Consider the following 24,784-nt stretch of genomic DNA (forward strand, 5'->3'; position numbering starts at 1 on the left):
CACCTACCATCGCCGACAAGCCCGTTGCTGTCGCCGCACCAAACGTGCTCAGCAAATAGTCGGTGTACAAATCGAGTTCTTTGTTCTTCATGGCGACAGGTTATCGTATGCACTGCGTAACATCAGTGACTAACAGATAAGCGAGGGCGGCGATTGTACCCCGTTGCCAAGGCTAATTTGGCTAACCAGCGCATCGAGCCTGATACATAACGACGACTTGACGGGAGATGCTTCACGCGCGTTGGCCTGTGTACTCTAAGAACCTGTTTACGTTCTTACTGCACAACTGTGATCAGGGCTCATGTGCTGCCCGATAGCCCCCGCAAGGGTGACGCCGAAATGCTACGGTGTTTCGCACCAAGAAGTTCGCAGCCTCATGTACCTATGTACATTCCGTTTTTGCGCTGCGCTTTATCCTGCTTACGGCTGCTCGTGACAGATCGTAAACAGGTTCTAAGGCGTTACTTGGCAGCTAGGGCATCGTCCCGGCTTGCTTTGGCTTCTTGTGCAGGACACAAACATATGTCGAAGCTAATTGAATTTGGCAACTCGGCAGCATCGGTTATCTCGGCGGTGCCTAGCTGGCCGGCGGATCGTTTGATTTTTCCAGTACTTGAAAGGTGACGAAGACATATTTTGGCAGCCGTTCTTGCGCAGGCCCGAGCTTCACGCGGAATTTTTGCTGCCCGGCGCTGAGCGTGTATTCGTTATGCCGGTGATAGAGATCACTATCGAGCAGCAGCATGCGGCTATTGTGGGGGGACTCGGGGCAATACAATGCCCACGCAGGGTTTGGCTGGCCATTGGCTTGCAATATCACCAATTGGGCTTGTGGCGCGATTTTTTCTGCGCCTACCTGTATTTGACCATCACGATGCTTGACCATGCGGCGGACGAAAGTCAGTCCGATGTGCCCATCCTGGCGTAGTAGTAGTACTTCCCCGATTTCCAGATGGTCGTCAAAACCTGGTCGGTAGTGCAGGCCTATCCCGTTGCTGCTTTCGTCGCCTAGCGTCCAGGTTTCCCACTCCGCTTCTGTTGCGTTGGATTGCAATGCGTGGGCGATTTGCTTTAATCCCAATGCCACGCTGGCAGGTGCTTCCCGAGTACGGCGCTCGCTACGTCTGCTGCGTGTCTGCCCGGCACGTGAATAGACTACGGCAAGGTCGGCCAATAATTTTTCGCGTAGTGCCAGATCGATGGGATTCAGCGCGGCACTGTCGAGTGGATGAGGGCTCAGTGAATGAAAATGTGTAGCCAGCGCCTCGGTATCAAAATAACGGTAACGCTCGCCCACCATATTCCGACGTAGTTTTACTGGGGGTAGGGTGTCATCAAGATTAACGGCATAGTTCTGTTCACGTATGCGGATTATTTTTTCTGGGCGGACCAGATTCACGCAACGGGGCAGGATTTGATTGAGAAAAGCCAGGTCTTCCGTTCTGCGTCGTTCTGGTTCCGCCAGTTTGAATAAGACGATCAGTAGGTAATAGTTGACGATAGGGCACGGTGCTTCCTCGGGGTAACGCGCAATTTCCTTGTGCGAAAAATCGGAAGAGTCCGCAATTAAAAATAGATGGTTCAGGTTGCGCCAGATACGCAACTCGGGCTCGTAATGGCGTAGATAAGCCCAGCGCGCTTGTTCGGCGTAGTAGGCAATGGCACGTAGGGTGATTAATTCCGATTCACTGGCAAAGCGTGCCGCAGGTTGTTGGGCATGCTGCTTCAAGCAAAGTTTGTACGCCGAGGCAAGTTCCTGCCAGCAGGCAATCAGGCTGGGTAGCACCTGGCGTGGCGGAATACCCTCGATGGTTGCCTTGCCTTGATACACGCCGATCAACAAGGCCATCAGGGGGCGTGCCTTGTCATCGAGCGATTGGACTGAGCGAAAGCGTTCTTTCAGGCCAACCTTGGCGTTACGGTTCAATTCGGCCACTGCTTTGACGATTTCAGTCAGCGCCAGCAGGGTTTGGTCGCGTGGCAACTCAGCCATCAGCTTGGTCGCTGAAGGCCCTGCATCTTCATCATCGTGCGCACGACGCCGCAGTGCGTCAATCAAACCTTTGATATCGAACATGTTTTTAATTGTGCCTTGCGGGAAAGGCCATCCAGGTCGGAACTAACGGGTATGGTAAAATTACTTAATATTCTCGCACCGCGCTATGCGCGGGTTTTTATTTTGATGTCATGCGTGCTTTATGCCACGCCAGCCTGGAGTTTTCGCGGTGATCAACACCTTCAATATCACCATGCAATTCGGCGCCAAGCCACTGTTTGAAAAAGTCTCAGTCAAGTTCGGCGGCGGCAATCGTTATGGTTTGATTGGCGCCAATGGTTCGGGTAAATCGACATTCATGAAAATTCTAGGTGGCGACCTTGAACCCACAAATGGCAATGTTAGTCTCGATCCGGGCGTACGCCTGGGTAAGTTGCGCCAGGATCAGTTTGGCTACGAAGACCAGCGTGTGCTGGATGTGGTGTTACAAGGTCATGCCGAACTATGGTCCACCATGCATGAGAAGGATGCCATCTACGCTAACCCTGAGGCAACAGAAGACGACTACATGCGTGCTGCCGACATGGAAGTGAAGTTCGGCGAAATGGGCGGATACGACGCTGAAGCCCGCGCAGGCGCGCTGTTGATGGGTGCCGGTGTGCCAATCGAACAGCACAATGGTTTGATGAGCGAAGTGGCTCCCGGCTGGAAGTTACGTGTATTGCTGGCGCAGGCACTGTTTTCCGATCCGGATGTGCTGTTGCTGGATGAACCGACCAACAACCTGGATATCAACACTATCCGCTGGTTGGAAGATACATTGAATGAACGTAATTCCACGATGGTCATCATTTCCCATGACCGTCACTTCCTGAACCAGGTTTGTACCCATATGGCCGATCTGGATTACAGCACGATTCAGATTTACCCGGGTAATTACGACGACTACATGGAAGCCAGCACCCAGGCGCGGGAACGTCAATTGGGGGCCAATGCAAAAGCCAAGGAACGCATTGCGGAATTGCAGGTGTTCGCGGCGCGTTTTTCAGCCAACAAATCCAAGGCCCGGCAAGCTACCAGTCGTTTGAAGCTAGCTGACAAGCTCAAGGAAGGTATGGTCGAGGTGAAGCCTTCATCACGGCAGAATCCTTATATACGCTTCGAGTTCGATGACAAGATCAAGCTGCACCGCCAGGCTTTCGAAGCGACAGGGCTATCCAAGTCCTTCGACAAGCCGCTGCTCCAGAATTTGAGTCTTATCTTTGAAGCTGGCCAAAAACTGGCGGTGATTGGTGGTAATGGTGTAGGTAAGTCCACCTTGATGAAAATGCTGGTTGGTGTCCTCAAGGCCGATGCCGGTAATGTTAAATGGGCAGAGAAGGCTGAGCTGGGCTATTTCGCCCAGGACCATGAAGAAGACTTTGATACAGACGACAATCTGTTCGACTGGCTCAAGCAATGGAGCAAGCCCGGTGACGACGATCAGGTGATTCGCGGTGTGCTAGGCAAGTTGTTGTTCAGCGGTGATGACGTGAAGAAGTCGGTGCGTGTACTGTCTGGTGGTGAAAAGGGACGCATGCTGTATGGCAAGTTGATTCTGGAACAGCCCAATGTGCTGGTCATGGATGAGCCGACCAACCATATGGATATGGAGTCAATCGAGTCATTGAACCTTGCTTTGGACCTGTATAAAGGCACATTGATATTTGTGTCGCATGATCGCCTCTTTGTCTCTTCTTTGGCAACTCAAGTACTTGAACTAAAAGGCGATGGTGGCTATGTTCATTACATGGGTGGTTACGAGGACTATCTTAACAGTCAGGGAATTGCGTAATTGCTCTAGGCTGAACTGTTGTAATAACGCATCGTGTTCGTTATTACATGGTTAAAGTTCACGTTTTGAGTTGCTGCTCTAAGTTGGGCGTACTATAGTTATGCACATCTTCAGTAGCCCAATAAAAATATTCGGGCGATCAAGCCGGCAGATTCAAACCGCCGTCTCCCGAGCCGCCGCAATGGCCGCTCAAGCGAATATATACAAAGAAGAAGCATGGAGCAGACAGAACGCAGTGTCCCGAAAGGGCGCTGCGTTCCCCCTTGTGTACTCGTATGTGTATCGCTGCAATAACGCAGCAAGCTTAGGGAGAAGGATCTATGCGTTTAGCGGACAAGGTTACGGTAATCACCGGTGCGGCTAGTGGTATAGGCCAAGCCACTGCCTTACGCTTCGGCAAGGAAGGGGCGCGCGTAGTCGTATGCGACATCAACCAGGCCGGTATTGATAGCGTAGTCAGTGAGATTGTCGGCAATGGGGGGCAGGCGGTTGGTTACGTCGTCAATGTAACGGACAAAGCGCAGATCGCCTCAATGGTTGCCGGCGTAAAGGGACAATGGGGGCGTATTGATGTGCTGGTGAACAATGCCGGTATCGTCGCAGATGCCCAATTGAGCAAGATGACCGAAGAACAGTTCGACCGCGTAATCGATATCAACTTGAAAGGTGTGTACAACTGCACCAAGGGTGTACTCGACACCATGATTGAACAGGCGAGTGGCGTTATCCTCAACGCTTCCAGCGTAGTCGGCCTATATGGGAATTTTGGGCAGACCAACTATGCCGCCGCCAAATTTGGCGTGATTGGATTCACCAAGACATGGGCCAAGGAACTTGGTAAGCGCGGTATTCGTTCCAATGCGGTTTGCCCGGGGTTTGTAGCCACGCCAATTCTGAAGGACATGCCGGAGAAGGTCATCCAGGCAATGGAAGAAAAAGTGCCGATGCGCCGATTGGCACGGCCGGATGAGATTGCCAGTGTGTATCTCTTCTTGGCCAGTGACGATGCCAGCTATATCAATGGCGCCGTTATATCGGTCGATGGTGGTTTGGTGATTTGATATTTGATTTATCATCGGGGCATCAAAAAAATAACCCGTTCTTAGAGACGGGTTATTTTTTCAATTAGCTAATTTGGTTTGTATCAACCGAGTGACCCTTCATATACGATGCGCCAGTTTTGTGCTTCACGTTTGAAGTAAAGACGTTTCTTACTGCGCATATTCAAATTGCTGCTTTGGTAGTCCTGCTCAAAGTTGGCCATCAAAAGGCCGTCCCCATCGTTGGTGGGGTAGCTGAACAGACTTAATCCCTCCAGGCGGATCTTGGCCCATTCCTTGTCGGCGTTAACGCTGGCTTTCTGCTGTTTCCAGCTTGCCAGATTCGTCTTGCCAGTGCGGAAATCGCTGGCATAGTGGCCCAGGTAGTTGGAGGTGTTGAGGCTTTCCCAGTCGCTTCGCCAAGCTTCCAATTCCGCTTGGGCGGCGGTTCTGCGGATTTGCCAGTCACTCTCTGCCAACCACTCGATTGATGGGGTGATGACGACAGGGGTGCCGGGGAGCAGATATCCGCCCAATGCGACCATATCCGGGTTGGATAACGCAACGCACCCATTCGAAGCCTTGGGCGCGCGGCTATAGGTATCGTACGGCACGCCATGCAGCCAAATGCCGCTACCCGTACGCCCCTGTTGGCGATCCCAATCATTCGGATAGCTTAAGGGCCAGGCACCAACACCATAGAGTTCGGCGCGCTTGCCATAGGTTTGGTTCAATTGTTCGCGCGGCATATGGCCGGTGACGAAATACACGCCCAATGGTGTGCGCTGGTCGCCTTCGCGATTCTTATCGAAACCGAGCTTGCCGATGGTCATGTAGAAGTCGAGCACATATCGCGGCACGCCATTGTCGTTGCGATATAAATAGAGTCGCGATTTACCGGCATCGATAACGACTGCATAACGCTGCGCTTCATTGAGCTGAAGCAGGTTGGCCGGTATGGCATTGGCGGGCGGTGGCGCGCTATAGCGCTGTATCCGAACTGTGGCTTCTGCGCGCAGGTCGGCGAGTTTTTCATCGCCTTGTGGGCCACTGCCTATGCCCGCGAGTGGCTGGGCGCGTGCCAGGAGCAAATCACCCTTGAGTAAATGTGCCAGCCGGTAATTGGGGCGCTCGGTAAGCAGCGCGTCAATCAGACGGTCGGCATCGGCCAACCTATCTTCACGAATAGCGGTGACTGCGGCTACCACTACCTCTTCGGGGTGGGCCTGTGCGGACAATAATGTGTCGGGTAGGCGGGTTTGAGGAAGCGCTTTATCTTGCGGCCACTGCATGGAGTTGACCGCCGGGGCGAGGTAGAGGCCGGCTGTGAGGCAAACGGCGATTTTCAACCAAGAGCGCGACATAATTGCTTATCCTACCCGCTCTTCGACAATGAGCCAACGACTACCATTTCTCTCCAAAATCAAGGTTTTGCCGGTGGATGAGTCGAGTCTGTCTGAAGTGTAGCGTTGAACAAACCGAACCGTTGCCCGATCGTCATCCAGTTTGATGCGCAGCTTATCCAGCTTCACCGTGATCTTCTTTGCGGCATTGATGCGTTCACGTCTTTGTTGTTCCCAATCCGAACGGCTTTGTCCTGCGGGCTTGAAGCTCTTGGTATAGCTGGCTAAGTAAACACTCACGCGTTTACTTGCCCAAGCATCAGCCCAGGCGAGAACACTCTTATGCACCTGTTGTTCAGTATCCGATGAGTCCTTGGCTTTGTCCGCTGGTTTTTCCACAACCGGTGGTTTGTCAGCAGGCTTGGGTGGGGTTTTCTCCACTGCTTTGACTGGTGGGACTGGGCTGGCGGCCGGCACTGGCTTGGCGGGTACTGTTGTAGATACAACAGCAACTGGTTTGCTAGGCGGCGGGGTAACGGCGGCTGGCAGGCTGGTTTGGGGCTTATCGGCGCTTTTTACCGGCGGTAAAGAAGGTGTAGGGGTTGCGTGAGCTGCGTGATTTGAAACCTGCACGACGGGTGCAGTTGCGTTACGGCTTAATAAATCCTGTACCAACACCAACTTGGCGGAACCGCCGGCCGGTGTGGGTTGGCGTGCAGGGGTGCTTTGGCTACGCTCGACGACATCCCGCTGTAAGGCCTTTTCATAGGCTTGGGCAGCCAATTTGGCATACACATCTGTTAGGTTTGTATGCGCCGCTGCGTAGGTGGGATTGGTCTGCAACGCTATCTGCAACGTGGTACGGGCCTTATCCAGCTGGCCTTGCTGGGCATACAGCGCGGCAAGGTTGTTATAAGGTTCTGGCAATGTTGGGTAGTCGCGTGTGAGCCCTGTATAGATTTCGATCGCTTCGTTTACACGCCCCAGGCTTGCCAGTGCGTTGCCCTTCAGTAGCCGTAAACGCGCATCACGAGGTTTTTTCACCAGTCCTTGGTCGGCAAGTTTCAAGGCATCGGCCGTTTGGCCACGCGCCAGCTCGGCCGCAACTTTATCGTCCTCTTCGTCGGCAAAGGCGGGCGCCAGCAGGGTGGCGGCAAGAATCAGGCATAACAGTTGAGAGGGGAGCATTGGCTAGACGATCGTCGCGCAGGCATACAAACTCTCGATTTTATCAGACTCCCCACGCTCGCCATGCCAGCTTATTTCCCTCCCGGCCTACAAGCTGTCTTGCTGTTGGTCTGCGCCAACATTTTCATGACCTTCGCGTGGTATGCCCATCTGAAGGATATTGCCACAAAGCCGTGGTATATCGCCGCGATTGCAAGCTGGGGGATAGCACTGTTTGAGTACCTGTTGCAGGTGCCGGCCAACCGGATCGGCTTCGGTGTCTATTCGTTGGCGCAACTGAAGATCATTCAGGAAGTTATTACCCTGAGTTTGTTTGTGCCTTTTGCCGTCTTTTATATGGATCAACCATTCAAATGGGATTTCGTCTGGGCGGGCATGTGTTTGCTGGGCGCGGTCTACTTCATGTTCCGCGGCTGATTATCGGCATCGGCTTAGAACCTGTCTAAAGTCTTGCGAGCTAAGGCAAGATAAGGCGGGACCAGCCGAGGAGGTGGAATTTATACAGGGTAAATGAGCATTCCGAGGGTGTTTTCAACGCCATATTGCCGACGCGCAGCAGACTTTATGACAAGTTCTTACGCCATTGGTAATGTAATCGCCTGGTATTCATTCAGTCTTGGCGCCCGACATCTATAATTTTGCTGAGCATTTATCGTCTATCTGGAGGTTCTATGTTCAGTCTGGCAGCGTTGCTCGATACCGCGTCGAGTTATGCACCCGATCATCACTTGGGCTTATCCAACCATTTGCCGATGGGCTTGATTGCGTTGTGGCGTCTTGGTGCGGGTGAGGAACGGCTGCAGGCTTGGCTGTATGAAGAATCAGCCCAATTGACGCTGGCTACCCCCGCTACCCGCGTGTTCTCGGCGGAGGACATCGTTGGCCACATGGGGATTCAGGCGGCTTATCCGGAATACCGGGATTTTTATCTTGCCGCGATCAAAACAGGCGGCTGCGCAGCCGTCTTGTCGCGCTATTTGCCCCTGCTGTTGCCAGGCTTATCTGCTGGTTCCTTCCATGGATTGATCCGTTTGGCCTATGGCTTGAAGGCGCAGTCAGATTCAGAAATAGCGGCGGCCCTGGCGTATTGGTCCAGTTACTACCAGTTTATAGGAACGCCAGATGCACCCGGCAACCTGACGCCGGCAGATTGCCTGAAGACATTGGCGGACAACCCAAACCTCAGCCTGCCTGAAGGGAAGCGTTTGATTGGTTCGGGCATGGTGATAGCCGCATCTTTGCCTGGGTTTCGCGAGCAGGCCAGCCAGTTGGCGGCGGGTGACGCCGTGTTGGGCCAGATTGCCGAACTGGTAGTAGAACTGTATGCAAGCAGCCGTGACTTTACTGTGCTGCATATGCTGACTGGTTGCCATGCCCTGCGTGTGGTATTGCCTTACTGTGATGACGAAGCAGCTGCATTGCGTCTGTTCTGGCTGGCGGCGTGTGCTGCCTACATCGAAGCAGGCAAACCCGTGCTCGAACCGGTAGCGCTGACTACGAGCAGTCCCGGCTGGGACGAAATTACCGCCCGGGCTGTATTGAGGCGCGACGTACATCAAATCAAGCTGGTATACAGCTGCCGGCAAGAGTCGCTGCACTATGGCAAGGCGCTTTACCAACAAGTGGCGGCGCAGGTACTTGGCTGGTAGGGGCAGCGGCGTGCTTATCGGGTAAAATCCCGGTCTTGCACAAATTCAAAGCCTTGCCTTAAGCCATGACTACCGATACCACTACGCCTGTCGTCTCCAATTTCATTCGCAGCGCCATCGATGCCGATTTGGACAGTGGCAAACACCAACGCACCATTACACGCTTCCCGCCCGAGCCCAATGGCTATCTGCATGTGGGCCATGCCAAGTCGATCTGCCTGAACTTCGGCATCAAGGAAGACTACAAAGCGCGTGGTTTGGCGTCGGAATGCAATTTGCGTTTCGATGACACCAATCCTGAAAGGGAATCGGTAGAGTACGCCCAAAGTATTCAGGACGACGTGCATTGGCTCGGCTTTGAGTGGGACGGCAATGTACGTTGGGCTTCGGATTATTTCGAGCAGTTGTATTTGTATGCGGAAGAGCTGATCGGCAAGGGGCTGGCCTATGTGTGCGAGTTGAACGCCGATGACATGCGTGAATACCGTGGGGACTTCGGCAAGCCTGGTAAGAACAGCCCGTTCCGGGATCGTACCGTGGAAGAGAATCTGGCCTTGTTCCGCGCCATGCGTGCAGGCGAATTCGAAGATGGCAGCCGCACCCTGCGCCTGAAAATCGATATGGCGTCGCCCAACCTGAACATGCGCGACCCGGTTATCTACCGCATCCGCCGCGTGCACCACATCCGTACGGGCGATGCATGGTGCATCTATCCGATGTACGACTACACCCACTGTATTTCGGATGCGTTGGAAGGCATTACCCATTCGCTGTGTACGCTGGAGTTTGCCGATCATCGCCCGCTGTATGATTGGGTGCTGGACAATATTTCCATCGGCTGCCACCCGCAGCAAATTGAATTCTCACGTCTTGAATTGCTGTACGCGCTGACTTCCAAGCGCAAGCTCAACCAGTTGGTTACTGACGGCAAGGTGAGCGGGTGGGATGACCCACGCATGCCTACCGTCAGCGGTATGCGCCGGCGTGGTTACAGCCCGGCCGGTATCCGCTTGTTTGCCGAGCGTTGTGGTGTGTCCAAAAGTGAAAACGTCATCGACTACAGCGTGCTGGAAGGCGCAGTGCGCGAGACGTTAGAAGCCGAGGTACCGCGCGTGATGGCGGTGCTGGACCCGATCAAGGTAACGCTGAGCAATTTCGAAGCCGGTGTGACGAGTAGCCGCAGTGCGCCTTTCCACCCGCATCACCCGGAGTTTGGTGAGCGTGACGTACCCATCGCCGCCACGATCTATCTCGACCGTGAAGACTTCGCCGAAGTGCCACCTCCGGGTTGGCAGCGCCTGACACCCGGTGGTGAGGTGCGCCTGCGTTATTCGTATGTGATGAAGTGTGACGAAGTCATTAAGGACGCCACGGGCAAGGTGGTTGAACTGAAATGCTCACTCGACCCGGCCACACTTGGGCAGAACCCGGTTGGCCGCAAGGTGAAAGGCGTCATCCATTGGGTGAGCGCCGAGCATTCGGTGCAGGCTGAAGTCCGCTTGTACGAACGCCTCTTCACCGTGGAGCGCCCCGATGCTGTGCGGGGTGAGGATGGCCAATACATCGATTTCGTCCAATTCCTCAACCCGGAATCCTTCAAGACCGTCATGGGTTATGTGGAGGCCGCGGTAACCGGCGCAGCGCCTGAAACCCGTTACCAATTCGAACGGCTGGGTTATTTTGTAACCGATCGCAAAGACCACGTTCCCGGCAGCAAGCTGGTGTTCAACCGTACGGTTGGCTTGAAGGATAGCTGGGTTAAATAGTCTAGCTATGTGACCTTTTAGAACCTGTCTAAAGTCTGCTGTGCGTCGGCAATATGGCGTTGAAAACATCCTCGGAATGCTCATTTACCACTTGTAAACTCCGCTTCCTCAGCTGTTTTCGCCTTATCTTGCCCTTGCTCGCGAGACTTTAGACAGGTTCTTAGGACCTCTTCACGACAGATCGTGAAGAGGCTTTACTGCGTACCACGTATCCACTGTCGGTAATCGCGGGGCGTAAACCCCGTCAGCTGCCGGAATTGCTTCGACAGCGCACTCTGGTCACAAAACCCACAACCCAGCGCAATCTCTGAAATAGCGGTGTCAGTTTCGGCCAGGGCACGGGCTGCGGCGTCGATGCGCGTCTTGGTCAGGAATTGCCCGGCTGATAGCTGGAAGATTTTCTTCATGCGTCGTTCAAACTGGGCGGTGCAAATGCCGGCAAGGTCGGCCAGTGCTTCTATACGCAGTGGTTCCGCATACCGTGCCAACATCCGGTCGACGGCTTCAGCCATGCGGGCATCCACAATACCGGCGCGGCTGGGTTCGAGCAGGTCGCGTGATAAGCACGCCAAGCCGATCAGCTGGCCTGCCTTATCCAGTAGTGGTGTTTTGTTGCTGAGGCACCACCCCGGTTTACGGTTGTTGAACAGGGTCAGGTCGAGCTTATCGAGCACAGGTTGGCCAGTGCGAAACAGCTGCTCGTCTTGCTCGGTGTAACGGTCGGCCATATGGCGCGGCCATAGTTCGTGCGCCGTGCGGCCAACGGCTTCACGCTTGTGGTCGAGCCCGCAACGGTCGGCACAGGCTTCACTGATGCAAACATACCGGCCTGCACGGTCCTTGATAGAAAACACCATATCAGGCATGTGATCGAATAATGCCTCGACAAACAAAGGCTGGGCCAGGCGGGCGACAAAATCGCTACGCCAGGATTTCAGGCTTGTCTCCATCCGCTTCTTTCCATATTTGTCCAAACGAGGCGTTTTAATGCGCGGATCGTACAAGATTACGACGACGCGTAAATCTAGCATGAGTGCATTCTCAATCTGGCTTTTGAAGCCGCGGGATTGCCGCCATGTCTGCTTTTCAACGTATTGCTGTGGTCGATTCGCACACCGGGGGAGAGCCCACCCGTGTGGTCGTCAGCGGTGGGCCGGATCTGGGGCAAGGTAGCCTTGCTGAACGTCGCCGGCATTTTGAACACGATTTCGATGCCTATCGCTCAGCCATTGTGAATGAACCGCGTGGGGCAGACCCGGTGGTCGGAGCATTGCTGTGTGAACCTGCTGAGCCTGATTGCGCCGCTGGTGTGATCTTCTTCAACAATGTCGGCACGCTGGGCATGTGCGGCCATGGCACGATGGGCTTGATGGTTACGTTGGCGCATCTGGGTCATATCCGCGTCGGCACCCACCGTATCGATACGCCTGTTGGGGTAGTCGAAGCGACCTTGCTGGACGCTAACCGGGTTGCGCTGCGCAATGTCCCAAGTTACCGATTGGCCGCCAATGTAGCGGTGGAGGTGCCCGGTTTCGGCCGAATGCATGGCGATATTGCCTGGGGAGGAAACTGGTTTTTTCTGGTAGCCGACCATGGTCTACGTGTCGCCAAGGACAATCTGGCCCAATTGGGCGATTGCAGCGCCCGTATTCGCGCGGCCTTACGTGCCCAGCGGCTTACCGGTGTCGATGGGGCGGAGATTGATCATATCGAACTGTTTGGCCCGAGTGAGTTGGCCGATTCGCGCAGCTATGTGCTTTGCCCCGGCCTTGCGTACGATCGTTCACCCTGCGGTACGGGTACCAGCGCAAAGCTGGCGTGCCTGGCTGCGGACGGTAAGCTGGCGCCGGGCCAGCCATGGCGGCAGGAAAGCGTCATCGGCAGCATTTTTGAGGGCAGTTACAACCTTGATGGCGGTCCGTGTGTGCCCTTGTTGACAGGGTCGGCCTACATCACCGCCGAGTCCACGCTGTTGATCGACCCGGCTGATCCGTTTGCCTGGGGCATTCGGTTGTGACGGTGGATGTATTGATTATCGGTGCCGGTATTATCGGCAGCGCCGTGGCCGAGGCTTGCGCGCGACGGGGTCTATGCGTGCAGGTATTGGAGGCAGGCATCCCTGCGGCAGGTACGACGGCGGCGGGGATGGGGCACTTGGTGGTGTTGGATGACAACCCGGCTGAGCTGGCGCTGAGCCGTGATGGTCTCGCGCGCTGGCAGGCGCGGCAGCATGCTTTGCCCAGCCAGGCGGAATACCGTGCTTGCGGCACCTTATGGTTGGCGCGTGACGATGAAGAAATGGCCGAAGCTGAGCGCAAGCAGATCTTGCTACGTCAACATGGTCTTGATAGCCAGTTACTGACTGCGGATGAGCTGCGGCGCTGTGAGCCTGCATTGGTCAATGGGTTGGCTGGTGCATTGAGGCGGCCTGACGAAGCGGTACTTTACCCGCCGGTGGCAAGTCGCTGGCTGCTAAGCCAAGCCGAAGCGCTAGGGGCTGTCCTGTTACGCAATGCCGAAGTCAACTGCGTTAATGATGAAGGCGAAGTCTCGCTCAGCGATGGTCGCACGTTGCGCGCCGCCAACATCATCGTGGCGGCAGGCAATCAGTCGACCCGTCTTGTGCCCGGGCTGCCGCTGAAACCACGCAAGGGTCAGCTGTTGATTACCGAACGTTACCCGGCCACCGTGCACCACCAGCTTGTGGAGTTGGGCTATATCCGGTCTGCCCACACCAACGATGGCGATTCGGTGGCATTCAATGTGCAACCGCGGGCTACTGGCCAATTGCTGATCGGCTCTTCGCGCCAATACAACGACCTCGACTCCGGCCTGAATTGGCCTTTGCTACAACGCATGCTGGCGCGTGCCTGTGAATATCTGCCCGGTCTGCTTGCATTGCAGGCGTTGCGAAGTTGGACGGGCTTTCGGCCTGCTACACCCGATAAATTGCCATTGCTGGGTCGTGTACCGGGCTGCCAACGGCTTTGGCTGGCGACAGGTCATGAGGGTTTGGGGATCACAACGGCCCTGGCCAGTGGAGAACTGTTGGCCGACCTGCTTTGCAATACACGGCCCAGCCTCGACCCTCACCCATATGACCCGGCCCGCTTTGATACATGGACAGCGGCGACGCCCATACAAGCCGTGGAGGCTGCCACATGCTGATTCGAATTGAACTCGATGGAACAGTCCGGCAGGTACCTTCGGGCATCAGCCTCGCTGCGGTACTGGCTGGGCTGCCGGGACGGCGCTCTGCGAGTGGCGAGCCCCGCGCAGCGTTATGTGGCATGGGTGTGTGCTTTGAATGCAGAGTGACGGTGGATGGGCAGCCGCACCAGCGTGCTTGCCAGCTACCAGTACGTGAAGGGATGGTGGTGCAGCGTGATGTCTGACCTGCATACCGAAATCGCCATTGTTGGCGCAGGCCCTGCCGGGTTGGCCGCAGCATTGGCAGTCTGCGAACACGGCAGGGCTGCATGCCTGATCGACGATAACCCTAAGCCCGGTGGACAGATTTGGCGGGCCGGCCTAACCGCAGGCTCCCGATCGGCGACCAACCGTGAGGCTTGGCTGACGAACCCCGCCATACCCGCAGAACTCACGGCACGATTGGCACGTGTCGAGGGCCTACGGGTATTGCCGGCAGCACGCGTGGTAGCAACCCAAAATGCGGGCAGCCTTTTGCTGGAAGACGCGAGCCAAGCGCGTTATCTGCACTACCAAAAGCTGATTGTTGCCAGCGGCGCACGCGAATTACTGCTGCCTTTCCCTGGCTGGACCTTGCCGGGCGTAACTGGGGCTGGGGGCCTGCAGGCGTTGGTGAAGCAAGGGCTGGATGTAAGCGGTAAACGCATTGTGTTGGCGGGGAGCGGCCCCTTATTGCTGGCTAGCGCTGCCACGCTTAGGGCCGCGGGTGCTCAGGTATTGCTGATTGCGGAACAAGCTGCTTCACGCCAGCTTGCCGGCTTTGTCTGGTCACTGCGCCATTGGCCTGCCAAGTTGGCACAGGCGGCCCGTTTACGCTGGGCTTTGCGTGGGGTGCCATATCGCGCCGGCAGCCATGTGCTGGCGGCATTGGGGAAAGAACGGCTTCAGTCGGTTCGTCTGCAACAAGGCCAGCATGTTCGTGAACTGGCTTGCGATTGGCTGGGCGTGGGGTTTGGCTTGGTGCCGAACACCGAGCTGTTGCAAGCCTTGGGTTGTGCGTTGCAGGACGGCTCCGCCAAGGTTGATGCCTTGCTGCAATGCTCGCAGCCCAATGTGTTTGCCGTGGGCGAAGCCTGCGGTATTGGCGGTGTGGACAAAGCCCTGCTGGAAGGTCGTATGGCAGGTTTGGCAGCGGCGGGCCAAGTCGAGGCTGCGCAGGCGTTGATCCCAGCACGCGCGCATCAGTTACGTTTTGCTGCCCAATTGGCCCACCACTTTTCACTTGACCCTGCTATTCGCCAACTGGCTGATGCCCAAACGCTGGTATGCCGTTGCGAAGACGTACGCCACGGTGATTTGCTGGCCTATAACAACTGGCGTGAAGCCAAGCTGCAAACGCGCTGCGGCATGGGTGCGTGCCAGGGGCGTATTTGTGGCGCTGCCTGTGCAACCCTTTATGGCTGGCCGGTTACCGGCAGCCGACCGCCTATTCAACCCACCCGGCTGGGCAGCTTGCTGCAGCTGGAAACTACCGAGGCCCCTTCGTCATGACTGTGAATTTCCAGGGCGTCATGCCCGCTATCACCACGCCGTTCAAACCCGACCTGAATGTTGACCACGAGGCGCTGAATCGTAATGTGCAGTGGCTGGCGGGTGCGGGTTGTACCGGGATTGTGCCTTGCGGTTCGCTGGGGGAGGGGGCCACGCTGAGCCTGGAAGAAAAGCTGGCCGTGATCGAGACCGTGGCCATGGCGGTGGATTTACCCGTGATACCTGGGATTGCGGCTTTGTCCACCGCCGAGGCCGTCAAGTTGGCCAAGGGGGCAGAGGCACGTGGGGCACGGGCTTTGATGGTGCTGCCACCCTATGTCTATTCCAGCGACTGGCGTGAAATGAAGGCCCATATGGCGGCGGTGCTGAAGGCCACCCGGTTGCCCTGCATCATCTACAACAACCCTGTGGCTTATAAGACTGACTTCAAGCCCGAGCAGATTCTGGAATTGGCGAACGAATTCGAGAATGTGCAGGCCGTAAAGGAGTCGTCTACCGATGTCCGCCGGATAACCGCCATCAAAGCGTTGGCGGGGAATCGCCTCAAGCTGGGCGTGGGGGTGGATGATGTGCTGGTTGAGGGCGTTGCTGCCGGGGCAGAGTTCTGGATTGCCGGCTTGGTGGATGCGCTGCCTCAGGAGTCGGTACGGTTGTTTGAATTGGCCCGTGATGGCCGCCATGCTGAGGCCGCTGCCTTGTATGCGTGGTTCCTGCCTTTGTTGCGGCTCGATACCGTGCCCAAGTTTGTCCAGCTGATCAAGCTGGTGCAGGAAAAACTCGATGTGGGTCATCGTAGGGTCCGCCCCCCCCGGTTGGAGTTGGTTGGGGCTGAGCTGGCCGAGGCGGAAGCCGTCATCGCCCATGCACTCGCCACACGGCCCGCGCTATGAATACACCGATGCTGCAAGGCTTGTCATTAATGGGGTATGGCTTGGCGGAGCGCGGCGCAGTCAGTTTCCAGGCACGTAATCCCGCCACCGGTGCGGTATTGCCGCCGCACTTCTATCGCGCCAGCGAAGCAGATGTGAACCACGCGGTTGTATTGGCTGAAGCCGCGGCGCCGCAGTACGCCGCACTCGGCGGCGTGGTGCACGGCGCTTTCCTGCGTTGTATTGCCGAACAACTGGAAGCGCTGGCTGATGAATTGGCGATGGTTGTGCCGCAGGAAACCGGCTTGCCCGAGGCGAGGGTTCGCGGTGAGCTGGCTCGAACCACCGGCCAGTTACGTCTATTCGCCAGCGTGGCGGAGGAAGCCAGTTGGGTGGATGCCCGTTTGGACAGCGCGCAACCAGAACGTTTGCCACAGCCACGCCCGGCATTGCGATCGCATTTGCAGGCAATTGGCCCGGTGGGGGTCTTTGCGGCCAGCAACTTCCCTCTGGCGTTTTCCGTGGCGGGTGGCGATACCGCTTCTGCACTGGCAGCGGGTTGCCCAGTGGTGGTCAAAGCGCATCCGGCCCACCCGGCGACCAGTGAGTTGGTGGGTTGGGCTGTGGTGGCGGCTGCCCAGGTATTGGATCTGCCGGAAGGGGTGTTCTCCCTGCTGTTCGATGACGGTATTACGGTTGGACAAGCCCTGGTGCGGCACCCTGCATTGCGGGCAGTAGGTTTTACCGGGTCGTTGCGGGCGGGGCGCGCATTGATGGACTTGGCCGCAGCCCGCCCGGTGCCGATTCCGGTCTATGCCGAAATGGGCAGCGTCAACCCTGTTGTGGCATTGCCGCGGGCATTGACGCACTGCGCCGAGCTGATCGCCGATGGGCTTGCGGCATCGGTTGCGTTGGGGAATGGTCAGTTCTGTACCCGTCCCGGACTATTGCTGGCCGTAGACGGTGAGGGGTACGTGAGGTTGCGTGCACGTCTACTGGGTAAGTTGGCATTGATACCTATTGCCCCCATGCTGACGGCCCGGAATGCCGCTGCGTTTCATGACGACATCGCCACCATGGCAAAGCAAGCCGGTGTGGTGCAGCTGCTGGGTGCAACCTATGGAGAATACCAAAGCGGCCCGGTGGTGCTGGAGATCGATGCCCAAAACCTGTTGAACCAGCCGGCGCTGGCACGCGAGGTATTCGGCCCGTCCATCCTGTTGGTGCGGTGCGCCTCTGCCCTGGAAATGTTGACGATATTGCGTCGGCTTGATGGCCAACTGACCGCCACCTTGCATGCCGAGCCCGAGGAGTTGGCCGATTGGCCTGGCTTGACGGCGCTATTGGCCAGCAAGGCCGGCCGCGTGTTGTTTGGCGGTGTGCCAACTGGGGTGGAGGTTTGTCCGGCCATGGTGCATGGCGGCCCTTACCCTGCCACGGCTGACAGCCGCAGCACCTCTGTGGGCACCGCTGCTATTCAGCGCTTCGCACGGCCGGTTTGTTACCAGAACTGGCCGGAGGCCCTGCTGCCACCGGCTTTACAGCTTGCCAATCCGCTATCAATCTGGCGCTTGGTGGATGGGCAACGACAACGCTGAATCCATTCATCACAACCTAGTCTATGGAGGAATCTATCACGACACTTTGACCACTGCATCGGCCAGCATGTCGATCTTGTCTGGGTCCAACCCAGCCAGATTGATGCGCCCGCCGGCTACTATATATATAGCGGCATCATTGCGTAGCTGGGCAATGCCTCCTTCGCCCAAAGGCAGCATGGAGAACATGCCCTTATGGCGGCGCAGGTTGTCGACTGCCATGCCGCGCTTCGCCAGTGCGTTGGCCAGTTGATCACGGGTCGACTGTATGCGTTCGCGCATGGTGTCGAGTTCATTCCGCCATAGCGCAGCCAGTTCAGACGATTCCATGATTATCGCCACCACCTCCGCGCCATGGTCGGGTGGCATGGTGTAGCTGTGTCGCGCCAATTCGAATAGCTTGGCTTTTAACCGGGCTGGCTCAGCCGATTTCACCAACGCGGCACCCGTGCGTTCGCGGTACAGGCCAAAGTGCTTGGAGCACGAATACACGACCAACATCTCTTCGCTGGCATCCGCCAAGAGGCGTAGGCCGGCAGTGTCCTGCTCCAGCCCTGCGCCAAAGCCGTGATACGCCAAGTCAACAAACGGGACAAAGCCTTGCCGCGTCACCATGCCGGCCAAGCGTTGCCAGTCGGCCATTTCCAGGTCCACGCCGCTCGGGTTGTGGCAGCAGCCGTGCAACAGCAATACATCGCCTTTGCCCATACCTGCGACAGCGCTAAAGAATGCCTCACGGCGCAGACTGCCATCGGTGGCGTCGAGGTAGGGGTACTGCCCTACCTGTAAACCAGCCGCCCTCATGATGGGTGCGTGGTTGACATAGCTGGGGTCGCTGATCCATACGGTGGCAGTTGGGCGGCTGGCGGCAATCAGGTCGGCCAGCAGGCGTAGGCCACCACTGGCACCTGGTGTTTGCAAGGTGAACCAGCCTGCTGGTTCGGCGTGGCCCAAAACCAACTGCGTGACAGCTTGGTTGAAGCGCAGATTACCAGCCAGCCCGATGTAGCTTTTGCTGGTCTGGACTTGCACCAGCCATCGTTCTGCTTGGCGCACGGCAGCCATCACCGGTGTATTACCGCTGACGTCGCGATAAACGCCTACCCCCAGATCGAGCTTATGTGGGCGGGGATCTTCACGAAAGGCTTCTGCCACCGACAGAATCGGGTCGATAGCAGCAGGCACGAGATTTTGGAACATGAGGGTACTCCGGATAGAGGAAACGATAGCGAAAGCGGGTTAGCGACGGCTGGCCAGGAAGACGCCCACAATGATGAGGGACATACCGGCTAGGGCGCTCAGGCTGGGTATCTCGCCAAGCAATGGCACGGCCAGCAGGGAAGCCAATACAGGTGTCAATGCACCGGCTGCGGTGGCGCGGCTGGCGCCAAGCTTGGCAACGGCAAACGCATAACAAAGGGTGGAAAGGATGCCCACGCCTAAGCCTTGCACCAGCCCCTGTAATGCAAGCTCATGCAAGGGGAGTGTGGCCAGACCGAGCGGTGGATATACCAGCAACCAGCACAGCAGCAGGGCCAGCGATGTTGTGGAAATCAGCGCGGCCCCTTCCAACGGTGTCAGGCCTGACTGACGCAGCGAGACAGTGAAATTGGCCCACATCAGGCTGCCCACCAGGAAAAGTACATAGCCTTGCCACACTTCCCCACTGCCATGGTTTAAAGCCAGCATCAGTGTTGCACCTGTACCAATCAGCATCAGCGCCTTGCCTTGGCCCGCCGCCAGTTTTTGCCGGTAGACCAGCACTGTGATACCGGCCACGAACAAGGGCAAGGTACCGGGAACCAGTGTGCTGCCATCGCTAACTGGCGCGTGGTGCATCGCCTCGCTGGCAATCAGGAAGTAAGGCAGGCCGCTGCCGGCTACGATGGCGACAAGGTGCTGCAAGGGCACCGCCTTGATGCGTTGCCAGCGTTGGATCAGTACGGGCAGGAAGACCAAGCCAGCAGGTCCAAATCGCAATAGCGCCAGCGCGTCCGGCGTGAGATTGGCCCGTGCGCCTGCGCGCAAGGACAAGAAAAACCCCGCCCAGATCAGCACCGTGACGGCAAGCGCTAAGTAACCCATGCCTATGGCTAGCCGCTGTGTATCCAACGATGAGGACAGGAGAGGTTTGGCTTGGATTGAAGTCGACACGGCGGATTCCAATAGCGATAAGGCTGAAGATACGGAGAATTGTCCCTGCTATGAGTGGGTTTATTTGGGCATAGTTTGAGAAGTAAAATCGAATGTTTGGTTGTTTCCACCAAACTTTCATAAAAATAAGCTTGAAAATATCAATATTTACACTTGGGGCAATTTATGGACCGGATTGACCGTCAGATGCTGGTTGTTTTACAGCAGGAAGGCCGGCTCAGCACTGTGGAATTGGCCGAACGCGTAGCGTTGTCTCCGTCGCCCTGCGCTCGGCGGCTGAAGCGGCTGGAGGACCTTGGCATCATCAGTGGTTACCGCGCCGTGCTGAGTCGGCAGCGGCTGCAATTAGCCACCACGGTGTTTGTGAATGTACGGCTGATGCATCACCGCGAAGATGCCGTGCGCCTGTTTGAGGAAGCCGTGGTGCTGATGGAAGAGGTGATTGCTTGTCATGTGGTGTCGGGCGCGTTTGATTACCTCCTAGAGGTGGTAGTGCGTGATCTGCCCGATTATGAAAAGCTGGTGCGCAAGTTGCAGTTCCTGGCCATGGTGCAGGACATCACCAGCAATTTCGCCATCCGTACCGTCAAGAGCGGTGGGCCACTGCCCCTGAATGGCTTGGCTTGAGCGCGCTTGCAAGGCTGATTTGGGTGTTCGGCGGGGTTTGCAACAGACTTTAACGGGCGATGAATGTTTATCCGGCTGGGAGGTGACGGAGCAGGCTGGCATAATGATGCGCTTCTGCCCCAGATTATCAGCCGCGCCGCTTTTGCAGGCCGGCGACACGCCATGAGCCAACTCCAGAACGATACCTTCCTGCGCGCCTTGCTGCGCAAGCCTACCGATTACACGCCGTTATGGTTGATGCGCCAGGCGGGCCGTTATCTGCCTGAATATCGCGCTACCCGTGAGCGGGCGGGCAGCTTTCTTGACCTGTGCAAGAACACCGAACTGGCTACAGAGGTGACGCTGCAACCATTGGAGCGTTACCCTTTGGATGCGGCCATTTTGTTTTCCGACATCCTCACTGTACCGCATGCCATGGGCCTGGGGCTGTATTTTGCCGAGGGCGAGGGCCCGAAGTTCGAGCGGCCATTGCGCGATGAAACGGCTATCAAGGCTTTGGCTGTACCTGATATGCATGCGTTGCAATATGTGTTCGACGCTGTCAGCAGCATCCGCAAGGCGTTGAATGGCCGGGTGCCTTTGATTGGTTTTTCGGGCAGCCCGTTTACCTTGGCCTGCTACATGGTTGAAGGCGGCGGGTCCGATACCTTCAGCAAGATCAAGACGCTGATGTACGAGCGGCCCACGCTTTTGCACCATATCCTCGCGATCAATGCCGAAGCAGTTACCCAGTATCTGAATGCCCAGATCGAAGCGGGCGCCCAGGCGGTACAGATTTTCGATAGCTGGGGTGGGGCGCTGGCGTATGGCAAGTACCAGGAATTCTCACTACGTTATATGCAGCAAATCATCGCAGGCCTCAAGCGAGAACATGATGGCCGCAAAGTGCCGGTAATCGTCTTCACCAAGGGTGGTGGATTGTGGCTGGAAGACATTGCCGCGACGGGTTGTGATGCCATTGGGCTTGATTGGACCGTGGATTTGGCTGACGCACGTCGCCGGGTAGGCGACAAAGTGGCCCTGCAAGGCAATCTGGATCCGAATGCGTTGTTTGCCGGCCCCGCAGCCATTGAGGCGGAAACCGCACGCCTCTTAGCGAGCTACGGAGCAGGTAGTGGCCATGTTTTCAACCTGGGCCATGGGATTTCGCAGTTCACGCCGCCCGAGCATGTCACTGCCCTGGTGGAGGCGGTACACCGGCATTCTCGTCCATACCATATTGCCTGATTGCTGCCCCTGCTTTTGCGAGTGGCGTCTTGTCTGTACATTTTGTTTGTGTGATTTCTGTTTGGATGCTTGTTTGGCCGCACAGTGTCGGGACTCAGAGGTAGTTTCCGACCCTGTATTTGGTGAGTATTGCTATAGATTTAGCGCAGATTTAACGGAAATAGACTAAGGCGAAACAAGTTTTGTTATCGTAATTTTAATTAAATCCAATAAAAACATAGACTTGTTGATACTTCTTGATGTAACGCACTTGAAATGTACGCTAAGTTATGCACAGTTTCCCTTAGCTGGCCATATTGGGTTGTCAAGCAGACCTTAAACTAGCCACAGCAGCGGCTTATTTAATAAGTAATTGATTTTATTGAAAATAATTTCAAGCCTGTTTTTTGTGCAAGCCAGCAATAAGCCTGTAATTCCGTGGATTTATCTGGTTCTCACAAACTTGCTCACAAAGTTATCCACAGAAAATGTGGACAGTCGAAAAACCCCTGTTACTACGGGTGTTTAAGCGCCATTGGCGGTGCTGAAAATTCTTTCCTTGACAGCCCATGCCCTATCTCCGTGTTGCCCTAGATGTACCTTTGCCGCGACTGTTCGACTATCGATTGGATGTCGCTACTGCGGCTGATATTGGCCGGCGGGTGGTGGTGCCATTTGGTACGCGCCGTCTCGTTGGTGTGGTGCTGGAGATGGTTGAGCAGCCGGCTTATGACGTCGCCGCCATCAAGACAGCAGAAGCCGTGTTGGACGATATGCCTACCTTGCCGGCAGGGCTGCTTGATCTGTTTCGCTTCTGCGCCGATTACTACCAGCACCCTATCGGCCAAGTGCTGCACACCGCCCTGCCAACCCGCTTCCGGGACCCAAATGTTTTCCGTGTGGCAGAAGCGCTGCACTATCGGGCGGTAGACGTTGCAACGCTGCTAGCCAGCCTGCCCAGGCAGGCTGCATTGAAGCTGCGGTTGGCGCAGTTATTGGCGACTCCGCGTAACGAGGCCGAAATCCGCGCAGCCGGCAGTACTGCCTGGAAGACTGTCCAGGTTTGGTTAGATGCAGGCTTGGTGGTGGCACAGGTGCAGCAGACCGTAATGCCTTCCGCTGCGGTTGGCCCGCCACTGAACGACGAGCAAGCGCATGCCGTGGCCGCAATCACTGCTGCAACGGGTTTTGCCGCCTTTCTGGTGCATGGCATCACTGGCAGCGGCAAAACCGAGGTCTATTTGAATGCCATCGCCGCCACATTGGCGCGTGGCCAGCAGGCATTGGTGCTGGTGCCCGAGATCAACCTGACGCCGCAGCTGGAAGGGCGTTTCCGGCAGCGATTCCCCGGTGTGGATATTGTCAGCCTTAATAGCAGCGTGGCGGAGGGTGAACGCGCTGCGGGCTGGGTGCGGGCTGCCCGTGGTGAGGCTGGCATCGTATTGGGGACCCGGTTGGCTGTTTTCACGCCGGCGCCGCGGCTTGGGTTGATCGTGGTGGATGAAGAACACGATGCCAGCTTCAAGCAACATGATGGCTTGCGCTACTCCGCTCGTGACGTGGCGGTGTATCGCGCTCGTCAAGCTGGCGTGCCGATTGTGCTGGGTTCTGCCACGCCGGCGCTGGAAAGCTGGCAAAACGCAGAAGCTGGACGTTATCGCCGTTTGCAATTGACTCAGCGAGCCGTGGCTGGTGCGCTGCCGCCTACTTTGCATTTATTGTCGACCAAGCGCCAGCCGTTGAGCGATGGCATGCATGCACGCACCTTGGCAGCCATTGGCGAGCGCCTGGCGCGGGGTGAGCAGTCGCTGGTCTTTCTGAACCGGCGTGGCTATGCCCCGGTGATGCATTGCAGCGAATGCGGCTGGATGGCGGCCTGCACGCGGTGTTCGGCTCGCCTGACCGTGCATTTGCGCGAACGTCAGTTGCGTTGCCACCATTGTGGCGCAGAAGACCGCCTGCCACGGGTGTGCCCCGGTTGCGGTAATCAGGATATGAAGCCGCTGGGGCAGGGCACGCAAAGGCTGGAAGACATGCTGGCCGAACACTTCCCTGCGGCGCGGGTGTTACGCATTGACCGCGACAGTACGCGGCGCAAAGGCAGCTTTGAAACCGCGCTCAAGGCGGTGCATGCCTGTGAGGTGGATATCCTGGTGGGTACGCAGATGCTGGCCAAGGGGCACGATTTTCCCAACCTCACCCTGGTGGCGGTGATTGGTGCGGATAACGGGCTTTACTCGGCTAATTTTCGCGCCAGCGAGCGCTTGTATGCCCAATTGGCGCAGGTTGCGGGCCGGGCGGGCCGGGCGGATAAGCCGGGTGAGGTATTACTGCAGACAGATTTTCCCGAACATCCGCTGTACCAAGCACTGTTGGCTGACGACTATGCTTTTTTTGCGGCCGGTGAGCTGGCCGAGCGCAAACTTGCGGGTTTTCCACCTTTTCTGTACCAAGCCGTGTTGCGTGCCGAAGCCAATCAACTGGCGGAAGCGTTGGCTTACCTGAGCCAAGCCGCGAACCTTGCACCGCAGTCCGATGCGGTGACGGTGTGGGACCCGGTGGCCGCCAGTATGATGCGCCTCGCCAATCGCGAGCGTGGGCAGTTACTGGTGCAATCCACGGCGCGTACGCGGCTGATGGCTTTCCTGACTGAATGGATGGCGGCATTGCGCGCACAAAAACCCGGCAAGGTGCGTTGGGCGCTGGATGTGGATCCGTTGGAACTCTGAAAACCGATTCAAAGTCCGTTACGGGTGGTACAGCAAAGTAAGATTATGTTTGGCAAGAGCATGTATACGATCTTGCCCTCAGTT

Annotated in this window: 20 protein-coding genes; 14 read left to right on the forward strand and 6 right to left on the reverse strand. The window is 56.7% G+C overall.

Annotated elements, in window-relative coordinates:
• Positions 1–577: 577 nt before the first annotated feature.
• On the reverse strand, positions 578–2,077 hold the full coding sequence (locus CSQ89_RS04740; protein ID WP_099405038.1) for a hypothetical protein: 1,500 nt from the start codon (positions 2,075–2,077) through the stop codon (positions 578–580).
• Between the two features lie 148 nt (positions 2,078–2,225).
• Here CSQ89_RS04740 and CSQ89_RS04745 point away from each other — a divergent pair, with 148 nt between their 5' ends.
• Positions 2,226–3,830: an ABC-F family ATPase gene (locus CSQ89_RS04745; protein ID WP_099405073.1), complete on the forward strand. Its 1,605-nt coding sequence runs from the start codon at positions 2,226–2,228 to the stop codon at positions 3,828–3,830.
• Between the two features lie 320 nt (positions 3,831–4,150).
• Positions 4,151–4,891 carry a beta-ketoacyl-ACP reductase gene (locus tag CSQ89_RS04750; RefSeq protein ID WP_099405039.1) on the forward strand — a complete coding sequence of 247 codons (741 nt, stop codon included), beginning with the start codon at positions 4,151–4,153 and terminating at the stop codon, positions 4,889–4,891.
• Between the two features lie 83 nt (positions 4,892–4,974).
• On the opposite strand, the gene CSQ89_RS04755 is transcribed toward CSQ89_RS04750, so the two are convergent.
• A complete protein-coding gene (locus tag CSQ89_RS04755) occupies positions 4,975–6,234 on the reverse strand; it encodes a L,D-transpeptidase family protein (protein WP_099405040.1) in 1,260 nt (419 codons plus the stop codon).
• A 6-nt stretch (positions 6,235–6,240) separates the two neighbouring features.
• Positions 6,241–7,401, reverse strand: coding sequence for a L,D-transpeptidase Cds6 family protein (locus CSQ89_RS04760; protein ID WP_099405041.1), 1,161 nt, complete (start codon positions 7,399–7,401; stop codon positions 6,241–6,243).
• Between the two features lie 63 nt (positions 7,402–7,464).
• Here CSQ89_RS04760 and CSQ89_RS04765 point away from each other — a divergent pair, with 63 nt between their 5' ends.
• The 3 genes from CSQ89_RS04765 to CSQ89_RS04775 all read left to right on the forward strand — a co-directional run bounded on the left by CSQ89_RS04765 (position 7,465) and on the right by CSQ89_RS04775 (position 10,816).
• On the forward strand, positions 7,465–7,818 hold the full coding sequence (locus CSQ89_RS04765) for a DMT family protein (protein WP_099405042.1): 354 nt from the start codon (positions 7,465–7,467) through the stop codon (positions 7,816–7,818).
• A gap of 254 nt (positions 7,819–8,072) precedes the next feature.
• Complete coding sequence (locus CSQ89_RS04770) at positions 8,073–9,050, forward strand: questin oxidase family protein (RefSeq protein ID WP_099405043.1); 978 nt, start codon at positions 8,073–8,075, stop codon at positions 9,048–9,050.
• A 65-nt stretch (positions 9,051–9,115) separates the two neighbouring features.
• Positions 9,116–10,816 (forward strand): glutamine--tRNA ligase/YqeY domain fusion protein, encoded by a 1,701-nt coding sequence (locus CSQ89_RS04775; RefSeq protein ID WP_099405044.1) that lies wholly within the window; start codon positions 9,116–9,118, stop codon positions 10,814–10,816.
• A gap of 194 nt (positions 10,817–11,010) precedes the next feature.
• Here CSQ89_RS04775 and CSQ89_RS04780 read toward each other — a convergent pair whose 3' ends face one another.
• The gene (locus CSQ89_RS04780) at positions 11,011–11,766 is read right to left on the reverse strand and encodes an AraC family transcriptional regulator (protein ID WP_099405045.1); all 756 of its coding nucleotides are present in this window, start codon (positions 11,764–11,766) and stop codon (positions 11,011–11,013) included.
• Positions 11,767–11,891: 125 nt separating this feature from the next.
• On the opposite strand from CSQ89_RS04780, the gene CSQ89_RS04785 reads away from it, so the two are divergent.
• From CSQ89_RS04785 to CSQ89_RS04810, 6 genes are read left to right on the forward strand one after another with little or no spacing between them, the layout of a single operon-like run.
• Positions 11,892–12,833, forward strand: a complete 942-nt coding sequence (locus CSQ89_RS04785; RefSeq protein WP_099405046.1) for a 4-hydroxyproline epimerase — start codon at positions 11,892–11,894, stop codon at positions 12,831–12,833.
• A gap of 2 nt (positions 12,834–12,835) precedes the next feature.
• Complete coding sequence (locus CSQ89_RS04790) at positions 12,836–13,984, forward strand: NAD(P)/FAD-dependent oxidoreductase (RefSeq protein WP_233202964.1); 1,149 nt, start codon at positions 12,836–12,838, stop codon at positions 13,982–13,984.
• Positions 13,978–14,211 (forward strand): (2Fe-2S)-binding protein, encoded by a 234-nt coding sequence (locus CSQ89_RS04795; RefSeq protein ID WP_099405048.1) that lies wholly within the window; start codon positions 13,978–13,980, stop codon positions 14,209–14,211. The genes CSQ89_RS04790 and CSQ89_RS04795 overlap by 7 nt, the downstream gene beginning before the upstream one ends.
• Positions 14,204–15,517 carry an NAD(P)/FAD-dependent oxidoreductase gene (locus CSQ89_RS04800; RefSeq protein WP_099405049.1) on the forward strand — a complete coding sequence of 438 codons (1,314 nt, stop codon included), beginning with the start codon at positions 14,204–14,206 and terminating at the stop codon, positions 15,515–15,517. The genes CSQ89_RS04795 and CSQ89_RS04800 overlap by 8 nt, the downstream gene beginning before the upstream one ends.
• The gene (locus CSQ89_RS04805) at positions 15,514–16,407 is read left to right on the forward strand and encodes a dihydrodipicolinate synthase family protein (protein ID WP_186293344.1); all 894 of its coding nucleotides are present in this window, start codon (positions 15,514–15,516) and stop codon (positions 16,405–16,407) included. Before CSQ89_RS04800 ends, CSQ89_RS04805 begins: the two co-directional genes overlap by 4 nt.
• Entirely contained in the window at positions 16,404–17,984 is a 1,581-nt protein-coding gene (locus CSQ89_RS04810; protein WP_099405050.1) for an aldehyde dehydrogenase (NADP(+)), read from the forward strand. Before CSQ89_RS04805 ends, CSQ89_RS04810 begins: the two co-directional genes overlap by 4 nt.
• A gap of 36 nt (positions 17,985–18,020) precedes the next feature.
• Here CSQ89_RS04810 and CSQ89_RS04815 read toward each other — a convergent pair whose 3' ends face one another.
• Positions 18,021–19,184 (reverse strand): amino acid aminotransferase, encoded by a 1,164-nt coding sequence (locus CSQ89_RS04815; RefSeq protein WP_099405051.1) that lies wholly within the window; start codon positions 19,182–19,184, stop codon positions 18,021–18,023.
• Between the two features lie 39 nt (positions 19,185–19,223).
• Complete coding sequence (locus tag CSQ89_RS04820) at positions 19,224–20,138, reverse strand: DMT family transporter (protein WP_199065223.1); 915 nt, start codon at positions 20,136–20,138, stop codon at positions 19,224–19,226.
• Positions 20,139–20,303: 165 nt separating this feature from the next.
• On the opposite strand from CSQ89_RS04820, the gene CSQ89_RS04825 reads away from it, so the two are divergent.
• From CSQ89_RS04825 to CSQ89_RS04835, 3 genes are all read left to right on the forward strand, one after another.
• Entirely contained in the window at positions 20,304–20,765 is a 462-nt protein-coding gene (locus CSQ89_RS04825; protein ID WP_099405053.1) for an Lrp/AsnC family transcriptional regulator, read from the forward strand.
• A gap of 162 nt (positions 20,766–20,927) precedes the next feature.
• Positions 20,928–21,992 (forward strand): uroporphyrinogen decarboxylase, encoded by a 1,065-nt coding sequence (gene hemE, locus CSQ89_RS04830; RefSeq protein WP_099405075.1) that lies wholly within the window; start codon positions 20,928–20,930, stop codon positions 21,990–21,992.
• Positions 21,993–22,540: 548 nt separating this feature from the next.
• Positions 22,541–24,700, forward strand: a complete 2,160-nt coding sequence (locus tag CSQ89_RS04835) for a primosomal protein N' (RefSeq protein WP_099405054.1) — start codon at positions 22,541–22,543, stop codon at positions 24,698–24,700.
• Positions 24,701–24,784: the final 84 nt, after the last annotated feature.

Source organism: Chitinimonas sp. BJB300 (assembly GCF_002735695.1).
Lineage (GTDB): Bacteria > Pseudomonadota > Gammaproteobacteria > Burkholderiales > Chitinimonadaceae > Chitinimonas.